Annotated in this window: 31 protein-coding genes; 22 read left to right on the top strand and 9 right to left on the bottom strand. The window is 64.9% G+C overall.

The features are described from left to right. The first annotated feature begins 334 nt into the window (after window positions 1-334). The 3 genes from ACFXN1_RS17515 to ACFXN1_RS17505 all read left to right on the top strand — a co-directional run bounded on the left by ACFXN1_RS17515 (window position 335) and on the right by ACFXN1_RS17505 (window position 2,764). Window positions 335-1,069, top strand: a complete 735-nt coding sequence (locus ACFXN1_RS17515; RefSeq protein WP_379442807.1) for an alpha/beta hydrolase — start codon at window positions 335-337, stop codon at window positions 1,067-1,069. Window positions 1,070-1,520: 451 nt separating this feature from the next. Then, complete coding sequence (locus ACFXN1_RS17510) at window positions 1,521-2,117, top strand: PadR family transcriptional regulator (RefSeq protein ID WP_379442806.1); 597 nt, start codon at window positions 1,521-1,523, stop codon at window positions 2,115-2,117. Continuing rightward, window positions 2,114-2,764 (top strand): DUF998 domain-containing protein, encoded by a 651-nt coding sequence (locus ACFXN1_RS17505; protein ID WP_379442804.1) that lies wholly within the window; start codon window positions 2,114-2,116, stop codon window positions 2,762-2,764. The genes ACFXN1_RS17510 and ACFXN1_RS17505 overlap by 4 nt, the downstream gene beginning before the upstream one ends. 170 nt (window positions 2,765-2,934) lie before the next feature. Here the strand turns inward: ACFXN1_RS17505 and ACFXN1_RS17500 are convergent, their stop codons facing one another. Then, on the bottom strand, window positions 2,935-3,171 hold the full coding sequence (locus tag ACFXN1_RS17500; protein WP_379442803.1) for a hypothetical protein: 237 nt from the start codon (window positions 3,169-3,171) through the stop codon (window positions 2,935-2,937). Window positions 3,172-3,369: 198 nt separating this feature from the next. Here ACFXN1_RS17500 and ACFXN1_RS17495 point away from each other — a divergent pair, with 198 nt between their 5' ends. From ACFXN1_RS17495 to ACFXN1_RS17480, 4 genes are all read left to right on the top strand, one after another. Further along, window positions 3,370-3,903, top strand: a complete 534-nt coding sequence (locus ACFXN1_RS17495) for a hypothetical protein (protein ID WP_379442802.1) — start codon at window positions 3,370-3,372, stop codon at window positions 3,901-3,903. A gap of 155 nt (window positions 3,904-4,058) precedes the next feature. Continuing rightward, window positions 4,059-4,625, top strand: coding sequence for a hypothetical protein (locus tag ACFXN1_RS17490; RefSeq protein ID WP_379442800.1), 567 nt, complete (start codon window positions 4,059-4,061; stop codon window positions 4,623-4,625). Window positions 4,626-4,993: 368 nt separating this feature from the next. Then, entirely contained in the window at window positions 4,994-5,440 is a 447-nt protein-coding gene (locus ACFXN1_RS17485) for a hypothetical protein (protein WP_379442799.1), read from the top strand. Next, the gene (locus ACFXN1_RS17480) at window positions 5,437-5,763 is read left to right on the top strand and encodes a transcriptional regulator (protein WP_379442798.1); all 327 of its coding nucleotides are present in this window, start codon (window positions 5,437-5,439) and stop codon (window positions 5,761-5,763) included. Before ACFXN1_RS17485 ends, ACFXN1_RS17480 begins: the two co-directional genes overlap by 4 nt. Before the next feature lie 298 nt (window positions 5,764-6,061). Here the strand turns inward: ACFXN1_RS17480 and ACFXN1_RS17475 are convergent, their stop codons facing one another. Further along, window positions 6,062-6,571: a hypothetical protein gene (locus ACFXN1_RS17475; RefSeq protein WP_379442796.1), complete on the bottom strand. Its 510-nt coding sequence runs from the start codon at window positions 6,569-6,571 to the stop codon at window positions 6,062-6,064. A gap of 387 nt (window positions 6,572-6,958) precedes the next feature. On the opposite strand from ACFXN1_RS17475, the gene ACFXN1_RS17470 reads away from it, so the two are divergent. Together ACFXN1_RS17470 and ACFXN1_RS17465 are read left to right on the top strand one after the other, a co-directional pair. Next, window positions 6,959-7,396 (top strand): DUF4442 domain-containing protein, encoded by a 438-nt coding sequence (locus ACFXN1_RS17470; protein ID WP_379442823.1) that lies wholly within the window; start codon window positions 6,959-6,961, stop codon window positions 7,394-7,396. Between the two features lie 186 nt (window positions 7,397-7,582). Then, window positions 7,583-8,071 (top strand): DinB family protein, encoded by a 489-nt coding sequence (locus ACFXN1_RS17465; RefSeq protein WP_379442795.1) that lies wholly within the window; start codon window positions 7,583-7,585, stop codon window positions 8,069-8,071. 199 nt (window positions 8,072-8,270) lie between these two features. Here ACFXN1_RS17465 and ACFXN1_RS17460 read toward each other — a convergent pair whose 3' ends face one another. Further along, window positions 8,271-9,137, bottom strand: a complete 867-nt coding sequence (locus ACFXN1_RS17460; RefSeq protein WP_379442794.1) for a LysR substrate-binding domain-containing protein — start codon at window positions 9,135-9,137, stop codon at window positions 8,271-8,273. An 80-nt stretch (window positions 9,138-9,217) separates the two neighbouring features. Here ACFXN1_RS17460 and ACFXN1_RS17455 point away from each other — a divergent pair, with 80 nt between their 5' ends. The 5 genes from ACFXN1_RS17455 (at window position 9,218) to ACFXN1_RS17435 (ending at window position 12,400) form a co-directional block, all read left to right on the top strand. Next, complete coding sequence (locus tag ACFXN1_RS17455) at window positions 9,218-9,712, top strand: cupin domain-containing protein (RefSeq protein WP_379442793.1); 495 nt, start codon at window positions 9,218-9,220, stop codon at window positions 9,710-9,712. 60 nt (window positions 9,713-9,772) lie between these two features. Continuing rightward, window positions 9,773-10,135: a DoxX family protein gene (locus ACFXN1_RS17450; protein ID WP_379442791.1), complete on the top strand. Its 363-nt coding sequence runs from the start codon at window positions 9,773-9,775 to the stop codon at window positions 10,133-10,135. A gap of 169 nt (window positions 10,136-10,304) precedes the next feature. Continuing rightward, window positions 10,305-10,802, top strand: a complete 498-nt coding sequence (locus ACFXN1_RS17445) for a pyridoxamine 5'-phosphate oxidase family protein (protein WP_379442790.1) — start codon at window positions 10,305-10,307, stop codon at window positions 10,800-10,802. 48 nt (window positions 10,803-10,850) lie between these two features. After that, window positions 10,851-11,258, top strand: a complete 408-nt coding sequence (locus tag ACFXN1_RS17440; protein WP_379442789.1) for a YciI family protein — start codon at window positions 10,851-10,853, stop codon at window positions 11,256-11,258. After that, window positions 11,255-12,400, top strand: coding sequence for an RNA polymerase sigma factor (locus ACFXN1_RS17435; RefSeq protein WP_379442788.1), 1,146 nt, complete (start codon window positions 11,255-11,257; stop codon window positions 12,398-12,400). The genes ACFXN1_RS17440 and ACFXN1_RS17435 overlap by 4 nt, the downstream gene beginning before the upstream one ends. Before the next feature lie 358 nt (window positions 12,401-12,758). Here the strand turns inward: ACFXN1_RS17435 and ACFXN1_RS17430 are convergent, their stop codons facing one another. After that, a complete protein-coding gene (locus tag ACFXN1_RS17430; protein ID WP_379403684.1) occupies window positions 12,759-12,950 on the bottom strand; it encodes a hypothetical protein in 192 nt (63 codons plus the stop codon). A gap of 290 nt (window positions 12,951-13,240) precedes the next feature. Continuing rightward, complete coding sequence (locus ACFXN1_RS17425; protein WP_379442786.1) at window positions 13,241-14,185, bottom strand: alpha/beta hydrolase family protein; 945 nt, start codon at window positions 14,183-14,185, stop codon at window positions 13,241-13,243. Between the two features lie 168 nt (window positions 14,186-14,353). Here ACFXN1_RS17425 and ACFXN1_RS17420 point away from each other — a divergent pair, with 168 nt between their 5' ends. Beyond that, on the top strand, window positions 14,354-14,923 hold the full coding sequence (locus ACFXN1_RS17420; RefSeq protein ID WP_379442822.1) for a TetR/AcrR family transcriptional regulator: 570 nt from the start codon (window positions 14,354-14,356) through the stop codon (window positions 14,921-14,923). 116 nt (window positions 14,924-15,039) lie between these two features. Here ACFXN1_RS17420 and ACFXN1_RS17415 read toward each other — a convergent pair whose 3' ends face one another. The 3 genes from ACFXN1_RS17415 to ACFXN1_RS17405 all read right to left on the bottom strand — a co-directional run bounded on the left by ACFXN1_RS17415 (window position 15,040) and on the right by ACFXN1_RS17405 (window position 17,501). Beyond that, the gene (locus tag ACFXN1_RS17415) at window positions 15,040-15,447 is read right to left on the bottom strand and encodes a hypothetical protein (protein ID WP_379442785.1); all 408 of its coding nucleotides are present in this window, start codon (window positions 15,445-15,447) and stop codon (window positions 15,040-15,042) included. Window positions 15,448-15,697: 250 nt separating this feature from the next. Continuing rightward, window positions 15,698-16,735, bottom strand: coding sequence for a fused (3R)-hydroxyacyl-ACP dehydratase subunits HadA/HadB (locus ACFXN1_RS17410; protein ID WP_379442784.1), 1,038 nt, complete (start codon window positions 16,733-16,735; stop codon window positions 15,698-15,700). 310 nt (window positions 16,736-17,045) lie between these two features. Continuing rightward, window positions 17,046-17,501, bottom strand: coding sequence for a MarR family transcriptional regulator (locus ACFXN1_RS17405; protein ID WP_379442783.1), 456 nt, complete (start codon window positions 17,499-17,501; stop codon window positions 17,046-17,048). A 104-nt stretch (window positions 17,502-17,605) separates the two neighbouring features. Here ACFXN1_RS17405 and ACFXN1_RS17400 point away from each other — a divergent pair, with 104 nt between their 5' ends. Continuing rightward, on the top strand, window positions 17,606-18,001 hold the full coding sequence (locus ACFXN1_RS17400; RefSeq protein WP_379442782.1) for a hypothetical protein: 396 nt from the start codon (window positions 17,606-17,608) through the stop codon (window positions 17,999-18,001). Window positions 18,002-18,522: 521 nt separating this feature from the next. Further along, window positions 18,523-19,410: a patatin-like phospholipase family protein gene (locus ACFXN1_RS17395; protein WP_379442821.1), complete on the top strand. Its 888-nt coding sequence runs from the start codon at window positions 18,523-18,525 to the stop codon at window positions 19,408-19,410. A gap of 12 nt (window positions 19,411-19,422) precedes the next feature. Here the strand turns inward: ACFXN1_RS17395 and ACFXN1_RS17390 are convergent, their stop codons facing one another. Continuing rightward, complete coding sequence (locus ACFXN1_RS17390; RefSeq protein ID WP_379442781.1) at window positions 19,423-19,995, bottom strand: TetR/AcrR family transcriptional regulator; 573 nt, start codon at window positions 19,993-19,995, stop codon at window positions 19,423-19,425. Between the two features lie 76 nt (window positions 19,996-20,071). Here ACFXN1_RS17390 and ACFXN1_RS17385 point away from each other — a divergent pair, with 76 nt between their 5' ends. From ACFXN1_RS17385 to ACFXN1_RS17365, 5 genes are all read left to right on the top strand, one after another. After that, a complete protein-coding gene (locus tag ACFXN1_RS17385; RefSeq protein WP_379442780.1) occupies window positions 20,072-20,542 on the top strand; it encodes a cupin domain-containing protein in 471 nt (156 codons plus the stop codon). Between the two features lie 777 nt (window positions 20,543-21,319). Further along, window positions 21,320-22,222: an alpha/beta hydrolase family esterase gene (locus ACFXN1_RS17380; protein ID WP_379442779.1), complete on the top strand. Its 903-nt coding sequence runs from the start codon at window positions 21,320-21,322 to the stop codon at window positions 22,220-22,222. A 207-nt stretch (window positions 22,223-22,429) separates the two neighbouring features. Beyond that, window positions 22,430-22,888, top strand: a complete 459-nt coding sequence (locus ACFXN1_RS17375; protein ID WP_379463628.1) for a contact-dependent growth inhibition system immunity protein — start codon at window positions 22,430-22,432, stop codon at window positions 22,886-22,888. Between the two features lie 192 nt (window positions 22,889-23,080). After that, the gene (locus ACFXN1_RS17370) at window positions 23,081-24,004 is read left to right on the top strand and encodes a helix-turn-helix domain-containing protein (protein ID WP_379442777.1); all 924 of its coding nucleotides are present in this window, start codon (window positions 23,081-23,083) and stop codon (window positions 24,002-24,004) included. 1 nt (window position 24,005) lies between these two features. Continuing rightward, the coding region (locus tag ACFXN1_RS17365; protein ID WP_379463627.1) for a dihydrofolate reductase family protein at window positions 24,006-24,377 on the top strand (372 nt) is incomplete at its 3' end.

Here is a 24,377-nt window from a genome sequence, read left to right as displayed (position 1 = left end):
CACTCAACTGCCGCATACCGCGCGGTTCGAATCGGCCACGCGGCGACCTCGAAGACCAACGGGCACAGATCATCTCTGGTAGCGCGCGGCCGTCGGCACTGCACGGTAATGCCGAATTGCGTGCACTCCGAACGATTCATCCGGCGGCGGAGCCACCGCAAAACCTGTTGGCGAACCACGACGACCACTGTTACCTTTCCGGGGGCCGTGCAAGAGACCGAGGAGGTGGTACCCGTGAACGCAGTATCGACATGGGTGCTCCCCTCGCGGGTCACGGTCGGGCGATAGGTCGTCCGGGAGCGCCGTTCAAAGAGCACTCCCGAAAGGCACGACCATGCAATTCACTTCCGAACAACATCTCGACGACGCCATCCTCGAGCGCGAATTCACCCTCGGCGAGATCCCCGGCATCCTGTGGACGCCCGCATCTACATCCACGCCGGTGCCGCTGATCCTGCTCGGCCCCCCTCCCCTCGGGCTGCGCAAGATGTACCCGCGACTGCTGGCCCGGGCCCGGCACGCCGCGGCGGAGGGTTTCGCCGCGGCCACCATCGAGCTCCCCGGGAGCGGCGACCGGCCCCGTTGGGCCGCCGCCGATCAGGCCCGCGCCGACCTGCGCCGAGCGCTGCAGGCCGGCGAACCGGTCAGCGACGAGATTGTCGACGCCCTTACCCTCCCGCTGGTCGAAAAGGCGGTTCCGGAATGGCAGGCCGCCCTGGACGCGCTCCTTGCGTTGCCCGAGATCGGCGGCCGGGTCGGATACTCGGGGGGAGTGATCTCCATCGGTATCCGGCTGGCGGTGGTCGAGCCGCGCATCGCGGCCGCCGTTCTGTTCGCCGGGAGTTTCGTGCCCCGCGTCATGTTCGAGGAGGCCCGCCAGGTCACCATTCCGCTGCATGTCCTGCTGCAATGGGACGACGAAGAAAACGACCGGCAGGCGGCCCTGGACCTGTTCGACGCCTTCGGCTCCAAGGAGAAGACGCTGCACGCCAACATGGGCGGGCACACCGGCGTCCCGCAGCACGCCGGGGAAGAGGGGAACCGGTTCTTCGCCCGGCACCTGAAGTAAGGCCAGCCGGTCAGGCCAGCAGGCGATAGGAGCTGACGGCCAGGATGCTGCTATCGAGGACAGGTCTCGGCCCTTCCTCGATAGCGGTGGCCGCAGTCAATGCACTGTCATGCCGGTGACCGATCCGGCCGGCGCGGGGGTGGCCGAAGATCAACGGGCCGAGCCGATCTGAAGTCGGCGGAACGTCCTCTCCTACCGATGAGCGTGCGTTGTGGCGACGCCATCATGCCGGGCCGACCCGCGCTGAACCGCGCTCATCGTGGAGCCGGATCTACAGCCTTGCCACCAGGACGAGCGCCGCGAAGGTAACACCACCAGGGGCAAGACCGGGCCACTACCAGTAGCAACGGGCCTGGTGGCGACACAAATCGCCGCCATTGCGGCCCAGACCCAATATAGTCGGCTACGACTAATTCTGTGCAGTATAGTCGTAGACGACTAAGGAGTTTTAGTGGCGGACACGCGGCGCAAAGTGGGCAACCTGCTGGCCCTGTTTGTTCTGGCAGAGCTGATGGCAGGACCGAAGCATCCTTATGAGCTGGGGCGTTTGTTGGCCGAGCACGGTAAGGATCGGTCTGTGAAGTACACCCGGAGCACGCTGTACACGGTCGTGGAGCAGTTGGTCGGGGCCGGTTTCATCGTTGAGCGCGAGACGCTGCGGGATACCGCGCGGCCGGAACGCACTGTCTACGGCATCACCGAAACCGGACGCTCGGAACTACGGGACTGGCTGTGCGACCTGGTCGCCACGCCACGCCCGGAGTACCCGAGTTTCGGGGCCGCCTTGTCGTTGATCATGGTGCTTGCGCCGGCCGAGGCGGTGGACATGCTGCGGCGACGCTTGGTGACTCTGGACCGGCAGGCCAACGAAATCCGTGACACGCTCGATGATTCCGCAGGCGTCGAGTGGGTGTTCCTGGTCGATGAACAGTTCCGGATGGAGATGCTCGACACCGAGCGTCGCTTCGTCGCGCACCTCATCGATTCACTCGCCGCCCCGGAGTACGACCAGGCTTGGCTGAAAGTTGTGGAGGGCTTTCAAACATGACAATCACATCCCCAGTGACACGCGAAGCGTCAACCTACGCGGCCGCGGCCAGCACCGGTCTGTTCACCCTCGCCTATCTCGTCCTCGGGCCGTTCCGGCCGGGATACTCACAGATCGCCGATCAAATCAGCGATCTCGGCGTGGGACGTCTGGCCCCTGTCATGAACGCCACCTTCATCCTCAGCGGACTGCTTCTGTTCGGTGCGGCGTCGGCCATCGCGCGAGGTGTCCGCCCCGCAGTGGGCACTTCAGCACGATGGATCGCCGTGCTGCTGGCCATCCCGGCGATCGGACAAATCCTCTGCGGCATATTCACCGAAGCGCGCCCCACACAGGGCCCCCATGTTCTCGGGGCCATGATGGGATTCGCCATTCCAGTCCTGGCGTTTCCGATCACCGGATTGATCTTGCGCCGCAGCCCCGCTTACCGACGCATCGGAAACCGGCTGCTGACCTCCGGCCCATTGGCGCTGATCATACTGGTGATCTTCTTCAACACCGGCGCTCCAGAGGCCGTTGGGAAGCACCTGGGCATCGGCGGGTTGACCGAACGAATAATGGTGCTGCACGTCCAATTCTGGTACATCGCAATCAGCGCAGCCGTCCTGCGTGGCCCACACAGCGTCGGTTACCAGTTACGCAGGTAAACCGCGCCCTTCCACAACCTGCGCTGAATCCGCACCCAGACATACCCTATGCCGCGAGCCGCGCTGACCGAGCCGGCCAGCTCAGGGCATCGGAAGATCAACGGGCAGAGCGCCATACGGCCGCCGGCAGTGCACGCTATTGCCGAATACGGGACATCTGTTCGGGCGGATCAGTCGGGTTTCGGAGGCAGGTTGATCACAAAATCGACCACCGTGCTCACGCCAAAAAGTATGGCCAGCACCGCTATACACACGAATACAGAGCAGGCGACCAACACCGCGACTCGGATACTCGTATCGCGCATCAGCCGCCACACGCCCTCCTTGCGTGCTGCAGAGATCGCTGCCGCAATGATCGAAATCGGAGCCACCACCAGCCCCACAGCAATGGAGACGGTCAGGATCATGTTCACCCCTAGCCGACCGCCCACACTACCGGCCACGTGATCGCGCCCGCTTACGCACTCATCTGCCGCATACCGCGCTGACCCAAGCTGCCAACACCGCGTGGATGGGGACGACGCCACGGGCGTGGCTCGAATACTGCTCTGTGACATGGGAATCAGCCTGCGCGTCCCCTGATCCACCCGACAGGACCTGCTTGTATGGGTACCTGCACCACCCGGTGGCTGCGTCTGGAGGATACGTTCACCATCGAGTTCGATGAAAGTGATCGTGCAGAGCAGATGATCGGCGACGCGGACTTCGATGTGTCCTGGGACGACTTCGGAATCTACGTGTGGACCGCATCGTGTACCGACGTCGTAGTGCTCGATCAGTCGGGTACCAAGCTCGAACACGGCCACCAGCGGCCCATGGAGGACTCAAACTCCCACCACACGCTGGCCGGTACGCACGCTCGTGCCGCATACCGCGCTGACCGAACCGGCCAGCGCGGGGCGCCGGTGGTCGGAACCTGTTGCGGTGCAGAACGTCCGCTATTGCCGATGACAGCTCATGCGGATCCGTTGCTGTTGCGCGGAACTGTTGTGCTGTGCGTGCTGGACGGCCGGGTGCAGGCGGCGGCATCGTTGATGCGGTGGTATCTGCAGCGCGGCCAGTTCCACCGTGGGACTCCGTCGAGGATGTGTCCGCGTCGACGCCGCGATGCGGGAACGGTTCCCCGCTTACGCCGCTGAGAGGTGTCGGCCAGTAGTTGGATGGGGTGGCACTCGGAGGTTTGCGTGTCAATACCCCAAAACGTGTGAAGTGATTTCGTTTCAGATTCTTGGTTCGGTGGCTAATGTCCCCGTCGTCCGGTGACCTTCCCCGGGGCAACCAAGGAGATCCAGCAGTGATGAAACTGAAACCACTGGCCCGCAACACATTTGGCATCGTGGCTGCCACCACGGTTGCCGGCCTCGGACTCGGGGCGGCGCCGGCCTCCGCCGATATCACCAACCTCAAGGTAGTCTGTGATCGCTGGTGGGGAGGCGCCACCCCATGTGACGGGTCGGATATCATTCTGGACGCTACGGATTCGACTCCGGTGTGGATCACGGTCAACGGTACGGCGCTCGCAGGGAGTCCGTTCTCGCTGCAGCAGGCCAACCCCGGCTATCACATCCAGCTCTTCCTGGATTGCCGCATGACACCGCTTCACGTCGTCGCGATGCAAAAGAGCGCGAGCGGCACGATCACCAGTCAGCAGTCGACCGATTTCACCCCTCCCACCACGGTGGGGAATGCGGTTCTGGGCGATCTTTTTTCCGGCAGCTCCATCGGTAGCGCCCAAGTCTGGCAAGCCCTCACCGGCAACAACACCCCCAACGTTGGCAGCGCCAGCGGCTCCGCCGCCGCTGCCAACGATGCCAACGTCGGCAGCGCGGAAAGCGCTGGCTGTCACGTCACGGGGCAGTAGTAACCAGCCATAGCGTATGAGAACCATTGCTGAACAAAACATCCGCTATTGCCGCATACCGCGCTGACCGAACCGGCCAGCGCGTGAGGCACCGGCGGTCGGAACCTGGTGCGCCGCAGAACGTCCGCCATTGCCGCTGATCGTGCTGGTCGAGCCGCGCTAGTCGCAGGTGGGCAGGCACCGCTTCACCGTTCAGTGGAGGCCGGGCCTTTTCACGAAGTCCGCTGTGCAGCAAGCCGGTTCGGGATCGAATGGGCTTGCGACCTTGCGGTGGTTCGGTTTCGTGGCCGCGCTGGTGCCGGATACCTGTCCCGAGAAAAGTCGAGACACTAGTTGGCGGATGGAAACTAGTTGACTATGCTGCGATCGTGAGCGACGCATTGACACCACAGGACGCACTCGACATCGCCTCGGCCACCACTCGTCGAGCGCGCAGCGCGCCGGCCCGGCCCCGCTGGGTGCCAACGGTGGGGGCGCTGCTGTGTTTCGGCTCGTTCTTCCTGATCGGCGACGCGGTCGCCATGCCCATCGATCGCGCGATCACCATTCGCGGGGTTGCCGGAATCGTTGTGACGGTTGCATTCGGTGCCTTCGTGGCGTGGGTGCTTCGAGAATGGCGCAACGGCGGTGTCGTTCCCCGGTCCCTGGCCGAGCAACCGGTGCAGCGATGGAAGCGAGTGGCTTTGGGCTGGCTTCCGCCATTTGTCGGCGTCACCCTGCTCGGTGCCATGCCCGGATGGATGACTATCGCGTCCGCTGTGATCATGGGCGCATGGATGTGGTTCCAGCTGACCCAACCACGGGCCGCGTCGTGACGGAGCTGAGCGAGCTGCTGGGTTCGCTGCCGCGCCTGAAAGTGGTTGCGTTTCTGGACGGATGCCGCGAGGCCGAGTTCGGCATGATCACCGATCTGTGCGAGATGAACAAGTCCACGTTGTCGAAGGCGATGACCGTCCTCGAGGCCGCCGGATATATCACGATTACGAAGGGATATGTCGGGCGGCGGCCCAAGACATGGCTCGCATTGACCGACCGCGGCCGCACGGCATATCACGAACATTTGAACGCCCTCACCGCACTCGCACAACAGGCACGGAAGGCGGCGGGCGAGCCGGACTCACCGTCTGGTAGATCCTGATCCCGCTGGGAAAGAAGTGCAGCTGTGGGCTGATGGCGGGATGTCGCACCAGTGGTCTTCCGCCGAATAGCCAGGGACACATCCAGGGACACATCCAGGCCCGCGGCGATCCGAAGCCTGATCTGCCGAACGCACTATTCTGCCGCATGGCGCGCTGACCAAACCGGCCAGCGCCGGGCATCGGAAGATCGACTGGCCGTGCCGATCCGAGGCCGGCGGAACGTCCGCAACTGCCGATTTTCGTACGAATGGATGCGGGGCGTGAACCCGCAGAAGCCAGGTATCAGGCGATGCTGCGCTACGGAATTGGGAACTTGAAATCCGGACCGCCTTCACGCGGTACCACGAACGGTGTCACCCCCGCCCCGACGGGCTCGACCTCGAGGTCGGCAAAGATCAGCGAAAGGTTGTGACCGTTGGTCTCGATCTTCGCCTCGTAGAAGGGCCGGCCGAGGTGCGCCGACCATACCTGAGCCTCGTCGGAATCGAGTACGAGTGTGGCGCCCGGGTACAGCATTTGCCAGCAGACTCCCCAGACGTAACCGTCCATGTCGCAACCGGTTTCATAGTCAGTGAGTCGATCGTCGAGTGAGCGCGCCCAGACCTCTACCGGCAACGCCGTCGCCGCTGTAGCGCTAACGCAGTATTTGAAGCGGTACCGCAGATACTCCGGTTTGATGCCGGTCCGGGGATCAGCAGTCGCGTAGATGAAGATGTCGTAGTCACGCATGTAGTCAGCGAAGCCGTGGTACACGATGCCCTGATCGAATACCTCGTCCAGGGCATGAGCAATCTCTACAGCGTCCACGAAGTCATTCTGCGGCATCATGATCGGGATGTCGCGAGGGTGCGCCTCGACGTGCGCTCATACCGCATCCCGCGCGGTTCGAATCGGCCAGAGTGGGCGCGGCCGGCAGCGAGACCGACTGTGGCCCAGGACATCCTCTTCTGCCGAATGCCGTGCATCCTGCTGCGTTGATCTGGACAGCGCGGCAGGCTGCGAGGGCCAGGATCCGTGCGTGCTCGATGAGATAGGCAAGGTCACATACGCGGTGGATGTAGCAGTGCGATACGCCTCGAGGTTTGAGCCGCACTGGCCGGTAGGTATCGTAACGAAATGCGTTTCAAGCCAGGGGGATTCGAAGGACGAACTCTTCCGACAGCGGTCCTGACACCGCGCAGGCTCCGAGTAGTGATGAATCTTGCTCCATCTCTTCTGTTCCTCGGGGTACGCGTCGAACGATTCGCCGAGGACTGGACATCCGCGGAGGTGAGCCTGCGGGTGCGTCGCTGGAACTCCAACCACAACGGCGCTGCCCCGGGTTGGTCGCTGTTCGCGATGACCGATCCGTTCTTCGGCATGATGGCCAATGCTCAACTCGGCCAGGGCTATCGGGTATGGAACACCACCGCTGAGATCGAGTTCATAGCGCCCGGGCGCGGCACAGTGCGATCCACGATGCTGATGCCCCGCGAACTGGTGGACGATATCCGCCGTGCCACCGCCGACGGGATGAAGTCGATCACCGAACATGAGACACAGATCGTCGATTCGAACGGCGCCCTTGTTGCTCGTGCACGCCAGCATCTTTATGTCAGGAAGACGCAAGCGGCCTCCGCAACACGCTCCTGATCCTTCGAACGCACTATTTTGCCGTGGACCGCGCTGACCGAACCGGCCAGCGCGGGGCGTCGGCGGCCGGAACCTGCTGCGGCGCAGAACGTCCGCTGCTGCCGAGTTGCGGATAATTTCTGTGCCGCCATATCCTTCGCCCGGCGGGCTACGCTGATCCAACCCGATCAAAGGATCGAGTCGACAATGACCTGGTCGAGACCACGAACCACCATCGGCGATGAACGTCGGCTGCTCGAGAACATGCTCGACCGCAACCGGGCCGAATTGGTCAACACGCTGCGCGGCCTGTCGGAAGAAGATGCCCGCCGCCACCTCGTTGCATCGATGACCACCCCGATCGGACTGCTCAAGCACGCCGCAGTCGCTCAGCGGATCTGGTTCCAGCACATCCTGGCGGGACTACCCGAAAGCGAATGCGACGGAGGCACGACGCCGGGCGATGCCAGCTTCGTCGTCGGCGAGAACGAAACGGTGGCCGACGTGATCGCCGAATTCGACCGCGGCAGCGAACGTTCCCGAGTGATCGCCGCCGACTTCGACCTCGACGACATCCGGACCCACCCTCGCCTCGGCGAGGTAAGCCTGCGATTCATCTACCTGTTCCTGATCGAGGACTTCGCACGTCACGCCGGCCACGGTGACATCCTGCGCGAGCAGATCGAACATCCGTAAGCATTGTGCGGCACGACAATCCGACTATGGCCAATGCAAGTGATCGCCCTTGCCGCGTGGCGCGCTGACCGAAGCGGCCGGCGCGGCTGCGTGGAAGATCAACGGGCAGGGGCCATCTCAGCCCGCCGACCGAGCCAGAGCAAACCCTACTGGCCGCACCCGCACGGTAACCCGGTGGGACGCAAGCCACGAGTCGCATTCACCGCCGAGATGGGGGATCGAGGTATGCGGCCGTCGCTGTTTGCACGAACGATCGGATCAACGGGTTGGCATCGCCCTCGTTCCAGACCACCACCACCCTGCTCGGCGCCATATCGATCAGCGGGACCGCGGCCAGTCCCTCGGGCACGTTGTGCCCGAGCGGAGTTATGCCGACGGTGCCGTTCCAAAGCACGGCTTGCACACATTCTTGAACGACCCGCACGACCGGGCCCTCCCGCGGTTCGCCACCGTTCCAGTAGGTCTGCCAGAGGGGGTCGGTGCCGGCGGGAAACTGGAACCAGCGACGGTCGGCCAAGTCGGTCAGTTTCAGGCGGTCGCGGTGAACCAGCGGGTCGTCGGCGCGTAGTACGGCTCCGACCGGGTCGGCGCGCAGTTCACGGACGGTCAGGGCGGTGTCGTTGAAGGGTGCACGGGTCACGGCGACGTCGACCAGTCCGGCCTTCAGCCCGCAGGTGGGGTCGGTGAGGTCGGTGTCGCGGATACGGATGTCGACCTCGGGATGCCCGTGGCGGTAAGCGGCGGCCAGTCTGGTGATGCCGGGGTCGGTGGTGTCACCCAGGATGCCGATGGTGAGGTTCGCGTTTCCGGCCGCGGCGGCCACCCGCACGCTGACCCGGTCGGCCTGCTCGAGCAGAGCACGCGCCTCGTCGAGTAGCACCGCCCCGACCGGGGTGAGACCGACACCGGTGGGCGACCGATCGAACAGGGCGGCACCGACTTCCGCCTCCAGTTGCCGGATGGCGCGGCTCAGCGGCGGTTGGCTCATGTGCAGCCGGGTGGCGGCGCGACCGAAGTGGCGTTCCCCGGCGACAGCTACGAAGTAACGCAGCGTACGTAGCTCCACACTGGCACGATACCCGTCCGGTATCGGTATCGCGGAACAGGTCTTGGACACCTCCGGTGTCCCGGCGGTGCAATCGAAATATGACCGACGAAGCACACAGCGACGAAACGAACTCCGCCACAACGGTTTCGATAGTGCGTCCCGGCGAGGGTGAGGTGATCATGTTGGGTGCCACGCGAATGCGTATCCTCGAGGACGGCAGCAATACCTGCCACCGTCTCGGACTCGCCGAATCCGTTGTGGCCCCCTACACTCCGGGACCTCCGCAGCACCGGCACGCCCAGCACGACGAAGGCTTCTACATCATCTGCGGCACGGTGCGGTTCACCGTCGGCGACACCGCCTACGACGCGACAGCGGGCACGCTGGTGATGGTCCCACCCGGCGTCCCGCACACCTTCGCCAACATCACCGGCCAACCGGCCGTCATGCTCAGCACCTTCACACCCGACCTGTATGTGCAGTATTTCCGCGACCTACAGGACATGATCGCCGACGGCCGGGAACTGACACCACAGGTGAACATCGACGTGATGAGCCACTACGCCACCGAGCCCGCCACCGACTTCACCTGAACCCCCAGCGGACCGAGGCGCTTTCGCCACGGTCACTGATGTCACCACTGGATAGGAATTGTGAACATCGCATTCTGGATCGCCGCCGGCCTGCTCGCTCTCTTCTACCTGTATGCAGGCGCACTGAAGATCACCCGAAGCCGGGATCGACTCCGGCCCATGATGGCCTGGGTGGACCGCACACCCCTACCCGCCGTCCGCGCCATCGGCGTGCTCGAAGTACTCGGCGCGCTCGGGCTGATCCTTCCACCCCTGACCGGCGTCGCGCCCTGGCTCGCTGTGATTGCGGCCGTTGGGTTCGTACTCCTGCAATTGGGTGCGATCCAGGTCCACCGGACCGGCGGAGATCGAAAAGTCGCCCTCAACATCACCCTTCTTCTCACAGCAGCCGTGACCGTTTTGTTCGCGACCACCTGGGTGTGACTCTCTGCGGCGCAAGGTTCGGCAGCTGATCTTCGGACGCCGCGACGATCGGGTCCCAAAAAATCCGGAAATTCTTGGGTCGTGGATGTCGAGAACGCCCGGGCGGCTCCGTCCCAGGGGTACGAGGAGGCGAACGGGCCTCGACGACACCGACTTAGGAGCAAGCATCATGCAAGCGAACGAGATCACCGCGATCCTGAACCTCCCGATCAGCCAGGAACTGCTGGCTCGCGACCTGCTGCGGATGGCCTATGTCGCCAAGGACGGCACGCCTCGCAACATCCCGATCGCATTCACCTGGAACGGCTCGGAGATCGTCGTCTGCACCACGAAGAATGCTCCGAAGCTGCCCTCCCTGCGGCACAACCCGGAGGTCGCGCTGACGATCGATACCGAGGTACATCCGCCGAAGATCCTGCTCATCCGCGGTCGAGCGGAGATGGATGTGGTGGATGGCATCCCGGAGGAGTATCTGCGGATGAATGGCAGCTACGAGATGACCCCGGAGCAGCGCGTCGAGTGGGAGGCCGAGGTTCGCTCACTGTACGACGGCATGGTCCGGATTGTCATCACCCCGACGTGGGTCAAACTCATCGACTTCGAAACCACCCTCCCGACCGCGGTCGAAGAACTGGTCCGGCAACGGGCCGAGCGTCAGAGCGCCTGAACCGATCGAACGCGGCCAGAATGGGCCGTACGAACCGAGGAGAACATCATGCCGAAATACCTGCTGCTCAAGCACTACCGGGGTGCGCCGGCCTCGGTCAACGACGTGCCGATGGACCAGTGGACGCCGGACGAGATCGCGGCCCACGTGCAATACATGGAGGACTTCGCCGCGCGACTCGAGACCACCGGCGAGTACGTCGACAGTCAGGCGCTCTCGCCGAAAGGCACGTTCGTCCGCTCCGACGGCGAGGGTCGCCCGCCGGTCACCGACGGCCCGTTCGCGGAGACCAAGGATCTGATCGCCGGGTGGATGATCATCGACGTCGAGACCTACGAGCGGGCGCTCGAGCTGGCCGGCGAGCTGTCCGCGGCGCCGGGCGCGGGCGGGAAACCGATCCAGGAGTGGCTCGAGCTGCGACCGTTTCTCACCGCGTCACCCACGGTCACCGAGTGAACGAGTCGCTGCTACGCGAACTCGTACCCGCGGTGATCGGCGTCCTCGTCCGCCGCGGAGCCGACTTCGCCGCGGCCGAGGATGCGGTGCAGGAGGCGCTGATCCGGGCACTGGAAACGTGGCCGGACGAGCCACCGCGCGATGCCAAGGCGTGGCTCGTCGCGGCCGCCTGGCACAAGTTCCTCGATGCCGCCCGCGCCGAAACATCCAGGCGAGGAAGGGAGCTCGCCATGGAGGTCGAGCCTCCGGCAGGTCCGGTCGCCGCCACGGACGACACGCTGTGGCTGTATTTCCTGTGCGCACACCCCTCCCTGTCCCCCGGGTCGGCCGTCGCATTGACCTTGCGCGCCGTCGGCGGCCTGACGACCCGGCAGATAGCCACGGCCTATCTCGTCCCCGAAGCGACTATGGCGCAACGGATCAGCCGCGCCAAACGGCGGATCACGGGACTGTCACTCGACCGGCCCGGCGACCTCACGACGGTGCTGCGCGTGCTCTACCTCGTCTTCAACGAAGGCTACAGCGGGGACGTCGATCTGGCGGCTGAAGCCATCCGCCTCACCCGCCAGCTCGCCGCCTCGACCGACGATCCCGAGGTCGCGGGACTGCTCGCGCTGATGCTGCTGCATCATGCTCGCCGGGCGTCTCGCACCGGCCCGGGTGGCCGCCTGGTGCCGCTCGCAGCGCAGGACCGATCCCGGTGGGATACAGGCCTTATCGCCGAGGGAGTGGCGATTTTGCAGACCGCGTTGGCCCGCGACCGGCTGGGCGAATACCAGGCCCAGGCCGCGATCGCCGCCCTGCACGCCGATGCCCCGAGCACCGCCGAGACGGACTGGGTACAGATCGTGGAGTGGTACGACGAACTGCTACTCCTCACCGACAGCCCGGTAGTGCGCCTGAACCGCGCAGTGGCAGTCGGCGAGGCCGACGGCCCCCGAGCCGGCCTGGCCGCGCTGGCCGAACTGGACCCAGAACTCCCCCGCCACACCGCAGTCCGCGCCTACCTCCACGAACGCGCCGGCAACCTCGAGCAGGCCGCCACCCTGTACGCCGAGGCATCTCACGCAGCCACCACCGTGCCCGAGCGCGACCACCTCACCCGCGAGGCAGCCCGGGTGCGGCAGCTGCTGCGCTCCTGAGCCCGGTTGCCGCACAACCACACTCGACCTCCCGGGTGGCAGCATCGCGCGGACGCGAGTAGCCAGTACGGTTTGGCCGGCGCATGGAACCGACTGCGGCCGAGAACGTCCGCTACTGCCGATTATGTGATGTAGCAGGTGTCAGGATTGCTCCCTGAAGACTGCGCGACGTCACCGCTCGAATCTGCTGGTCATGCGGCCACGCAATGCCAGTCGGGCACGACGAACACACGGGAATACGCAATGACGACGAATGAACTCCTTGTACAGCAATTGATTTCAGCAATCACTGCTATACCGGGAGTTCACTCGAATCTCGAGCGTCATGCACCCAACACCGGAGTTCTCAAACGCTCACTCAGATGCACCAGACGACACTGCCAAGGGGGATACACCACGTAGCTGATCCGAACGATCCGTCGACCGGAGTGGCGGAGGGCGACGGGGGCGCCGTGGCAGTCGAATCGGCAGTGGCCGCGGGCGCGGCGAGGACGAGCAGGGGCGCGGCAATAAGAGTCGCGGCAAGGGTTTTGATGATCTTGCTAGACATTTTGCTTCCTTACAACGAGCTTTATGACGTCCGGGTACTAGGCGGCGCTGCCGAGCTACCGGACTGGGTCTGCGAGTGCGTCACATGCCGAATCGACTTTGCGACACCCGATTCGCTCCTTGGTGAAGTTCATGATGCGTCCCGACAGGAACGCGCATTCCGACCGGCCGACAGCTGCAGCATCGACCAGACCGGACAAGACGTCATTTGGTACCGAGAAAGGCGTCAGTAGCAGCTTACCGCTGGCTACCAGAACACTGAAGCCGGTCACCGCCTTGCGATGGGTGCGTCTACTTGTGGTCGATGCGGCCGATCGGATCGGTGGTCTGCGCGAGATCGGTCTGCACCTGCTTCCATGCCATGTCATCGATTCCGAGGGCGCTACAAAAGTAGGCCCACGAAGCCTTCCGGATCAGCGCGACGCGGTCGGGGCTTTCGTCGGTGGTGTCCTTGGCGTTGTAGCCATGGATTCCGCCCAGTGAATGATCGCCTCCGAAGATGGTGAGCAAGCTTTGGGCTCCAGGGCTGCAGGCGTAGACGTCGGTGAACCAGTCGGGGCCGCGGGTCGAGAGATGGGATTGATCGTGATCGCCCGCGACCACGAGGGTCGGTGTGGTCAGGTTGTCGAAGTTTGGGTTCATGAAGGAGAAGTTCTCGGCGGCGAACGGGGTCAGGGTGTCGCCGCCGAGGCCGGTAGTAGCAAGCAGGACACCGGCTTTCACCCTGGCATCGGTCAGATCGGGTCCAGGCTGCCCGTCCGCGCCGAGGACGCGTGCGCCGAGCAGCATGCCGACGGTCTGTCCGCCCCAGGAATGTCCTGCAACGGCAATACGATCGCGGTCGATGCGTTCGTCGAGCCCTGGAATCGCGGCAACGATCCGGTCGAGCTGGTCGAGTACCTGCGTGACGTCGCGGACTCGGACGCGCCAGATGTCCGGGTAGCGGGTATCAGCCGGAGTGAGGCCGAGGGTCCGTGAATCGAGGAACGTGGGCTGCACGACGACGAAACCGTTGCCGGCCCAGAAGTCGACCAGCGGGTCGTAGGAGGACATCGACTCGCCGTAGCCGTGGGCGAGCACGACGATGGGCAGACCGGTGCCGACGGTGGGTGCGGATACGCGCACCTGCAGGTCGTCGCCGCGTTCGGGCGCGGGCAGGACGACCGGTTTGACGCTGATGATCGGGGTGCTCAGGGCGGGCACAGCGCTCGGGGCGGCAGTGTCTGGTCCGGGCATGGGGTTTCCCTTCGATAGCGATGGGCGCTGCGCCGTGGCGGGGTCGAGAATCCGCGCGAACCGCGGATATACTCAAGCGGAGCACTGTTCCGAATATACGGAGCAGTGTTCCGATTGGCAACCGTTGCCGTGAAGAAGGGAAGTCACGTGGGCGCACGCGATGAGCGGATGCCGGCCGCCGCCAGTTCGGCCAAACGCGCCGACGCGCGACGGAACGAGCGGGCCCTGCTCGATGCCGCGGCATCGGTGTTCGTCACCCATGGCGTGGACGCACCGGTACGCCAGATCGCCGCCGCGGCGGGCGTCGGCATGGGCACGATCTATCGGCACTTCCCCACGCGAGCGGACCTCGTCGCGGCCGTCTACCGGCATCAGATCGACGCCTGCGCCGAGGCCGGGCCCGCCCTGCTCGAGGCAGAGTCCTCACCGTTCGCCGCACTGCGTCGATGGGTGGATCTGTTCGTGGACTTCCTGGTGACCAAGCATGGACTCGCCGCCGCGATGCGCAGCGACCCCGACAGCTTCACCGCCCTGCACACACTGTTTCTCGACCGACTCGTGCCGGTGTTCGACAGTCTCCTCACCGCCGGCCGCAACGCCGGCGAGATCACCGCCGACGTCTCCGCCTATCAACTGCTGCGCGCGATCGGCGACATCTGCGCGGGCGCAGAGATGGTCGACCCGAACTACGAGGTGCATCTCACCATCGGCCTGCTGCTCGACGGGTGCCGGCGGTAACGACCGCGAAATTCGAAGGTGCACAGCCACATCCGGCCACGCATCGCCACTGCCACCGCGCCGGGCCGCAACCACCCGATACGCGCCGAACCCTTGCGCCCCCAAGCAAGTCTGGGCTACCGGGTATCAAGCACCATCGTCATAGGAACACGGATCTCACCGCCAGGCTCGAAATGCAGGACAACCATGTCCTGATTCCAGTCGATGCGCGGCTCGGTGCTCCAAGCGAGCGGTATCGTCACGACGTGACCGCGCGGTACCCCGCCGTCGACCAACCGTCCGAGCCAGACTTCGTAGCGGTCGAGATCCATCGGGCTATGTACTCGTTTCACCGCGGCGGCGTAGCTGTCGGCCGACGATGCCGGATACGTTTGAACCGTATCGGTGCGATGCATGAACAACCCGGCTGCCGCGACCGTCGTAATAGCCACCCCGCCAACCAAACCGACGATCAGCCCGAGGAACGGTCGCCTTGCCGACCTTCGTGCATTCACCCCATCCCGGGACGGCGTCGGTTTCGTCATGGGCTCATCATGCCGTGGCAGGCATCTTCTTGCCGCGGGATCGTTGCAGCTGTGGGTTCATGCTGATCAGCAGCGACGTCGAGAACTCACGATGACATCCCGACGCCAAAATCTGCCTTGCCGCATACCGAACCGGCCAACGCGGACCGGTCGGCGGCGAGACCGACTGCGGCGCAGGAACATCCACTTCTGTCGATGTGCGCGCTCGGTACACATCAGATCGCCGAGCGCGCCGTCATGGAGTCACCGGCTAACTGAGGCGAACGTCTATGGTGGCCAGACCGAAGATCTTGCGCCCAGCGGACTTCGCGGTGAGAACGACTGTGGCGGTTCTGGTTTCTGGGTCGATCGATTTGATCCGGCCGCTGAACTCCACGTCCCCGGCCGAGACGGCTCCGACGACGGTGTAGTTCGACAGCCGGGCTCCGTACCGGATGATGGCACCGGGGTCGCCGAGCCAGTCGGTGACAAACCCTGCCCCGAGGCCCATGGTCAGCATGCCGTGCGCGATCACATCGGGAAGGCCGGCCAATGAAGCGACTTCCTCGTTCCAGTGGATCGGATTCACATCACCGGCAACTCCCGCGTAGTTCACCAGGTCGCCCCGCGTCAGTCGGACGGCCCGGGCCGGTAGCTCGTCACCGACGGCGATGTCCTCGAAACGGATTGCTGTGTGCGGCAAACGTGTTCGCGAGACGTGCGATTGCCGGGGGGCGGCCTGTGCAGGCTGATCGGCTACTGGGTGTCCGGCGGGTGGCGCCGGGGCTGCGGGCGACGGCGCGGGTTCCAATCCGCTCATGATCACGCCCTCGATGGCATCACCGATGTCGGCATCGACGTCATCGCTGGTGATACCGACGACCGTGGTGTGCATGATCTGCACGATCTGGTCGGACTGGTCGGTGAATGTATTGGTAATGGTGAGCAGGTCCTTGCCTGCGACACGGCGAACCGAGGACAGTTCGACATCGCTGATCAATCGGTCACCGGCCAGGACAGGCTTGTACATCTCGAAGACCTGGTCGGTGTGCACGAACATGTCGTAGCCGGCCAGGACGTTCTCGAGCAGAGCACGATTGGCCCGCATCGCCACGATCGAAGCGAACGTCGCCGGCGCGACCAGCCCGGCAAACCCGAGCTCGTTCGCAGCCGACTCGCTCCAGTGTGCCGGATGGGAGTCCTGGACAGCTCGCGCGTATTCGCGGATCTTCTCCCGACCAACTTCGTAGTAGTCATCGACGCGATAGCGATAGCCGATCAGCCCGGCCACATCGAATGCTGCTTCCATCAAGCCTCCCCTTCATCGTTCGACCAACCTCAGACCCGGATCCGCAGAGCCGAATTCATGAGCGGGCACCACTCTTCCATAGGACAGCAAGCTTGCTGAGGAGAACAAACGGCCTTGCCGACGAGTCGGCCGATGCCTCAGCACAGGGCCCGAAGCGCATCCACTCATGGCGCATCCCGCGCGGTTCGAATCGGCCAGAGCGGGGCGCGGCCGACAGCGAGAACGACTGCGGCCCAGAACATCCTCTTCTGCTTTGCGGGCGACCTTCGACGTGTTTCGCATGTTATTTGGTGGCACCGCAGTGGAATTGTCAGCGTTCGGAGACGGCTTCCTCGTAGGCGCGGAGCGTCGCTATCACGAGGGCGCGCTGCTCGGCCGTCAGCGGGCCCAGGGCTGCACGCCAGCCGCGGTCCGCGCCACCGAGCCAAGCCGCGACCGCCGTTCGATGGGAATCGGCGATGGCGACAAGGGTTCGTCTGCGGTCATTGTCGTCGGTCCGTCGATCCACGACACCCTGGCGGCTGAGGTCCGCGACCATCAGACTCACGGTCGTGGGCGCCACCTCCAGCCGCTGCGCCAGCTCGTTCACCGTCAGCGGCCCGTCGAACAGCACATAGGTCAGCATCGACAGATGGCGAGGCGCCAGATCGAATGATCGCAAGGCCGCCGGGACCGGCAGGCGTTTCGCGCGCCCGATCAGCCGTGGCATGAGCAGCACCATGGCGCGAACGCTGTCGTCCAAGGACAGACCAGGCTCCGTTGACATACCTTTCTCTCCAAAATACCTTTGCATACAAAGCAATCTTGTCGAACCGGACCTTCATCGTCCCATGCGAACACGCCGGTCCCACCCTCCACAGAGGAGAACCAATGCCCGAACCGATTGCCCGGCCCAGGGCGCTGACCATCGGGCTGCACCCCCGGGCCATGGACTACAGCCGCTTCCCCGATCTGGACGAGGCACAGCTGACCGCCAGGGTCGACGCCGCGAATGACGCCCTGCGGGACACCGAATTCGATGTCACCCCATACCTGGTCGGCGCATCACCCGAGGAGGCCGAAACCGAAATACGAACCCTGCTCGCCCACCAGCGGTTCGACCTCGTCATGATCGGCGGTGCGATACGGGCCCTCCCCGACCGCACCCCGCTGTTCGAGCGCATCATCAACGTCCTGGCCGAGGCAGCCCCGGGAATTCGATTCTGCTTCAACACTTCTCCCGAGACCACCCTCGACGCCCTCCGCCGAGCATCCGCAGCCATCTGAACCCCGACACACACCATCGCACCGGCAACGCGGCCACCAGAAAGATCAACTGGCCGTGGCCATCCGAGGCCGGCCGAACGCACCATCATCTATGCCGAGTTCGGTGTATCGAGCGACCCGGTAATGCTGATGGACAGTGCTGCGAACTGACCGGTGAACGCATACGCGGAGGAGGGGTGTGGCTAGCGGGACCGCAACACTGAGGCAGCACCTGTACAGCGGGCGATGGCAAATCGTATCGGCGATCGTTGTGATCCTGTTGGTGACCGGGTTCATGTTCGCCCTGTCAAAGTGGGATCCGGACAAGAGCGAAGATGGGCCCGTCGTGCCACTGCCAGCGATTACCTCGCCGTTGCTGCCGTCGCCATCCAGCGAGCCGACTTCGCTAGCGGCTCGAGATTGAATGTCTGCTCGTGCTGCTACCCGCACGATTCGGAGCGGTCAGCGCGGGACTGCGGAAGATCAACCGGCAGCGCGCTGTAAGGGCCTGCGACGATGGTGAGTGTCGTTACGATCGCGGCATGGAGAGTCACATTGTCGATCGAACGTCTGGTGAGACCGTTCGGCGTTCGGTGGTCTTGGGTGGGGGCGGCGTCTCCGGGACGGCGTGGATCGCGGGTTTGGCCGCTGAATTGCGCCGCCGTGGAATCGATTTGGGTTCGGCCGACTCGATTGTCGGCACGTCCGCAGGCGCGGTCGTCGGGGCCGCGCTGGTAGCGGGGCGGGATCTGGACTCGTTTGCCGACGATCCGCGTTCCCCCGGCAGCACGGAACCACCGTCGGTGGTGAAGCGCGAGTTGGTTGCCGCGGTTTTCTCGGTGTTGTTCGACCGGACGTTGGATCGTGATACGGCGCGGCGCAAGGTGGGTCGAATGGCGATGGCCGAGGAGCCGGCCCAACCGGCGCATATCGCACCGATGGAGTGGCTGGTCGGCGGCAACGACTGGCCGGATCGCAGGCTGCGGATCGTCGTCGTGGACGCGGCCAGTGGCGAGCGCCAGGTCTGGGACAGCGGCAGCGGTGTGCCCCTGGCGACCGCTGTCGCCGCGAGCCATTCCTTTCCGGGACTCCGCCCGCCTGTTGTTGTCGGAGACCGCTACTACATTGATGGCGGGGTTTGGTCGCCCACCAACGCGGACCTCGCCGCGGACTCGGACCTCGTTCTGGTCGTTGAGCCGTTGGCGCACATGTTCCCGCCCGAACAGGTCCGGGCCGAACTCGCGACGGCGGCGGCCGATGCTGTCGTGCGGTTCCGCCCCGACGCGGCCACGATCGACGTGTTCAACGCGTTCGCGACCGACCCGGACGTGCTCGCGAGCTGGCCGGTAGCGTTCCAAGCGGGCATTCGCCAGGCAGACGGCCTGGCACAGCGGTTGATCGACGCGGGCTGGTTGTCGCTGAAGCGGTGATACGCACCCAGGCTAAACCCGCAGCCCGTCGGACAGCAGAGTGAGCAACCGGCGCCAGTCGCCACTGCCGGAGCGAATGGTGGCGGACAGTGCGCCGACGACCATGTAGACATCGGCGACGGTCAAGTCCGGGCGCACCGTTCCAGCGGCCCGGTCGGATTCGATGAGCGCGCCGAGGATCTCGGCGAGCTGTTCCAGAGCAGCGCCGCGCGGTTCACTACCGCGCGATTGACGGGAGGCTTCGATGGCGGCGGACAATCCACTGTCGGCCGCCAGGGTTTCGCCGACATGGGTCAGATAATCCAGCACTGCCCGGCCGGGCTCGGCGTGGTTCAGACATTCGGTGCGCGCGTATTCCTCGATCTCGGCGAAGCGTTGCGCGGCCGCGGCTTCGATCAGGTCGGCCTGGGCCGGGAAGTGCCGGTACACGGTGCCGATCCCGACACCCGCGGCCCGCGCCACTTCCGGCAGTTGGACCTGGCTTCCCCGCTCCGCGAACAGGTTTCGCGCGGCTTCCAGGATGCGGTCACGATTGCGGGAGGCGTCCGCACGCGGCTTGCGCGCCGGCGACGATGGGCTTGACACTCGGGTCCCCTTCCGACCTACACTCGAAACGGATCCGGATTCCGGTTCCGTTTCTCTTGAGTCGAAGGGTACCACCATGTCCCACAATCGATTTCTGCTGCTCGACGCCGGCGCGGCCCGCCCCGGCCGCCTGCCCCTGCCGCCCGCGTTCGCCGTGAAAGCCACCACCGCCGATACCGAAGGCCGCTTCTCGCTCCTGGAAGTCACCCTCGCCCGCGATATCCCCCGCCACACCCATCACGTGGCCGACGAATGCATCTACGTGCTCGACGGCACACTCGAGGTGGAATTCGACGACCGCGTCCAGCACGCCACCGCCGGGATGTTCGTCCTACTCCCCCACGGCATTCCGCACGCCCTGCGCCGCGCCTCCACACCCCCGCCTCGCCTCATCCAGATCTCGTCACCGGGCGGCTGGGAGTGCTATCTGGAGGATCTGATCGAGGCGGGGCCGGCCGTGCTCACCGCGGGTGCCCTCGACCCGACCAAGATCAACCCGATCGCCGCCAGGCACCAAATCCGGTACGAGGAACCCACGGTGGCGTAGTACTGCAACGGCACTCGTCGGTCAGGTGAGTGGGTAGCCCGTCGCCGGTAGTTGGACAGGCGAGTGGTGTTGGCGGCGTCGCCGCCACCTCGACCAGGACCAGAATGGGCTCGAGAAGACCTTTGCCGGAGAAGCGAACACCGTTTTCCGAAGCAGAGGTCGAGGAGGTGGGGCGGCGGTGGCGATACGGGCAGGCGATCAAGGTGCTCGCCCGGGAGATGCGCCGGCATCCATCGACGGTGCGGGACTTGCTCAAACGCTGTGGTGAAGTCCCTCCCGCGGCGCCGCAGAACGTCCACTACTGCCGCTACCCGAGCGCTCAGGCCGGGCACCCCGCGGTCGGCGTTCACGCTGAGCCGCGCGGGATCATCAATCGGTGCAGTCCTACGAGTGTGCGTTCTGCGGCGATCCGGTCCACGACACGAGCGCTGGGTTTCGTGTTCTAACGGTGTCCGCTCCCGAGGTACAAAGTTTCCAAGAGCTTTTCACACACCGGCGCTGTTTGGTCGCCGCGCTGCGTCCCTCGTTCACGCTCAGCGAAGTCCTCGAACCCACAGCGGTAGAACGGACATGCTGACATGCCGCGTGGCGCGCTGACCGAACCGGCCAGCACGGCTGCGTGGAAGATCAACGGGCAGGAGCCATCTGAGCCCGCCGGCCGAACGTCGTCAACGCACGGTATAGGCGATGGGCGGGCGCGTTGAACCTTCGTCCACGCTTCAATGCAGGACAGGTAAACTGCGCAGTTAGGCTGTATATCTCACTACGGGGGGATCGATGAAGACCGTGCACTTGCGGGTCGATGGGCGGCGACGGTCGTTCGCGCTTCGACTACCCGCCGCGCCGCGTGCGGACTTGCCGCTGGTGCTGGTTCTGCACGGCAACCGTTCATCTGCACTCGGACCGCTCCAGCGCTTCGCCGATTCGATATCGCAGCGCACCAACGGTTTTGGCGCGTGCGCCGATCGGCATGGCATCGCGGTGGCCTATCCGGAGGCTTTCGGCGGCGCCTGGGCGGACGGCCGCGGTGTCACCACCGGTGACCGACATGCGGTGGACGACGTCGCCTTCCTGCGGACAGTCGCCAAGTGGTGCGCCGATCAGCACGGCACCAGACATGACGGATTGCTGTTGGCAGGCATCTCGAATGGCGCGTTCATGGCGCACCGGATGGCGCTGGAGGCCTCCGAATCGGTTGCGGTGTTTGCCGCGATCGCGGGCGGGTTACCCGCCGAGTTGGCCGACCTGCAGCCGACCCACGCAGTCTCGGCGCTGCTGATCAACGGAACCGCCGATCGGGTTGTCCCGATCGAGGGCGGACACTCGCGACGCCGCGGCCCGAATGGCGAACTCCGCGGACGGACCCTCTCACTTGCCGAAACTGCTCGGCACTGGGCCGAAATCGATCGCTGCACCGCCGACGAGACGGTCGAAGAACGACCGGCAGGTTCCGACCCCAACCATCTGGCGGTAACCCGGCGCGCCGTCGGCGGTGGCGTCGGCGGGACTCGCGTGGAGGCATGGACCATTCACGGCATGGGCCACACCTGGCCCGGCGCGCCCGCCCCCCGCATCCTCGAGCCATTGCTGGGCAAGACCCCACAAAACGTCGATGCAGCTGAAGAACTGTGCCAGTTCGCCCTTCCCCTACTCATCCCGGCCGACGGCCGCCGACTCTGAACACCAGCAGTCAGTCCGTTCGAGGCGTCTCATCGCTCCGCCCCCGCAGTCGGCGTATCGACAATCGTGAGACTCGCGGCAAACGTAAATGCACGCTAATGCCGCATGGCGCGCTGTTCAAACTGGCGACGCTACCGTCGGGCGAGTCCTGACAGCGGACAACTATTGTGCGCGAACGAACAGAGCGCGATGGAGGTAGCGACGGCGGTGAAGCACGTATCCGGCGGCGAAGAGTTCCCGCAATCGGTTGAGGACGTCGAGGGCGTTGTTTGGCCGATACCCCCTTCGGAGGCAACCAGCTTGGTTCGGACAGCCCACAGGCTGCGACAGGTTCCGATCGGAGAACTGAGTACCGAGGACCTGCGAATCATGTTGTCGCAGAACGTCGGAACCGCAGCAATCCTGCCCCGGGCACTTGACCGGCTGGAGGCGAATCCGCTCGCTGCTGGTGACTTTTATCCGGGAGATCTGTTGCGTGCCGCGCTCCGGCTTCGTCAGGACCAATGGTTAGGCCCGGCAGGGCTCTTGGACAAGGCGCGGGGCATTGCCCGGCGAGCGGATGCGATGATCGCGGAGCTGGACGGCACGCAAGCTCCAGAGCTGCGCCGCTTGATCCTCGAGTTCCTGTCAGACCGATCCGGGTTCGATCCAGGTCGAACGCACTGAACTGCGGCTGACCGCGCTGACCGAACCGGCCAGTGAGAGGCAGGCGAAGGTCAACTGGCCCTGCTGATCCGTCGCTGGCGGAACGCATCATTTTGCAGTGTGAGTACGGCCTGAACCGTACGCCGAGGTGGAGTCGGAGGCTGAGCAAGATCGGTCAAGCGGGTTTCGGGGCCGCGTTGGCAGACTCGTCGTGTGGCCAAGACCGGACGAGATCGACTACGCGAACTGCTCGACGCGGTGCTGGACGAGAACAACACCACGCTCGGTGCGATGGCGGCTGATGCCTTCGTTTCGCCGTTCCATTTCACCCGGCAGTTCTCGCGCGGTACCGGCGAGCCGCCGGTGGCGCTGAAGCGGCGGGTGCTGCTGGAGCGGGCGGCGTGGGAGCTGTCAACGGGTAAGTCGGTGACCGACGTCGCGTTCGCGGCCGGGTACGACTCGGTGGAGGGTTTCAGCCGCGCGTTCAGCGCCGCCTTCGGGCATCCGCCGAGCCTGACTCCCGCGGACGAGCGCCGACGGTGGTTGCCCACGAGCAATGGCATCCACTTTCACCCGCCCATGTCGCTGTGGGTGACGAGTGCGCCGAAAGAACAGGCCGTGCTGGATCCCACGACCCTGCTGATCCATCACGATATCGACGACACCCGCGAACTCCTCGGTATGGCAGCGCAACTCGACGAATCGCAGTACCGGCGGGTGCGATTTCCGGGCCTGCTGGTGGAGTCGTTCCGGGGGCCCGAGGAATCCATTGCCACCGTGCTCGCCCATCTCATCGAGTCGAAGGAGCTGTGGCTGGCCGCGATCGACGGCGAGGACATCCCGACGGCCGCCAACGACGCTCTCCCGGAATTGGTGAAACGCCATGAGCGCGTTGCGGTTCGGTGGCTCGATACCATCCGCGATCTCACCCGCCGTGGCGGGTGGGACGACACCCTGATCGATGCGCTGTGCGAGCCGCCGCAGAGCTTCGTCATCGGCAGCGTGATCGTCCACATCCTCAGCTACTCCACCCACCGCAGGTATCTCGTACGGCATTGGCTGCGAACCGAGTTATCCATCGCCGGAACCGAAATCGGAGACGGCGATCCCATCGAATGGCTACACCAGAGAGGATGACGTGACCTTCAAGACCGTCTACCACACCGCTACCAGCCTGGACGGCTTCCTGGCGACCCCCGACCACAACCTGGATTGGCTGCTGTCTCGGCAGGTCGACTGGGACGGCCCGCTGGGACTGAACCGGTTCGCGGCTGGTGCGGGCGCGATCGCCATGGGCTCGAGCACCTATCAATGGATCAATGAGAATTCGACCGAGCCCTGGCCTTACAACATGCCGACCTGGGTGTTCACCCATCGCGAGTTCCCGGCCTTCGACGACGGCCGCGACGTCCGATTGACCTCGAAGCCGGTGGAGGTCGTACACAAGGAGATGGCCGCGGCCGCCGACGGCAAAGACCTCTGGCTGATGGGCGGCGGCGAGCGCGGACCC

Source organism: Nocardia sp. NPDC059154 (genome assembly GCF_042755705.1).
Taxonomy (GTDB): domain Bacteria; phylum Actinomycetota; class Actinomycetes; order Mycobacteriales; family Mycobacteriaceae; genus Nocardia.
Note: the sequence above shows the minus strand (reverse complement) of the source record. Positions and strands in the feature narration are given on the sequence as shown.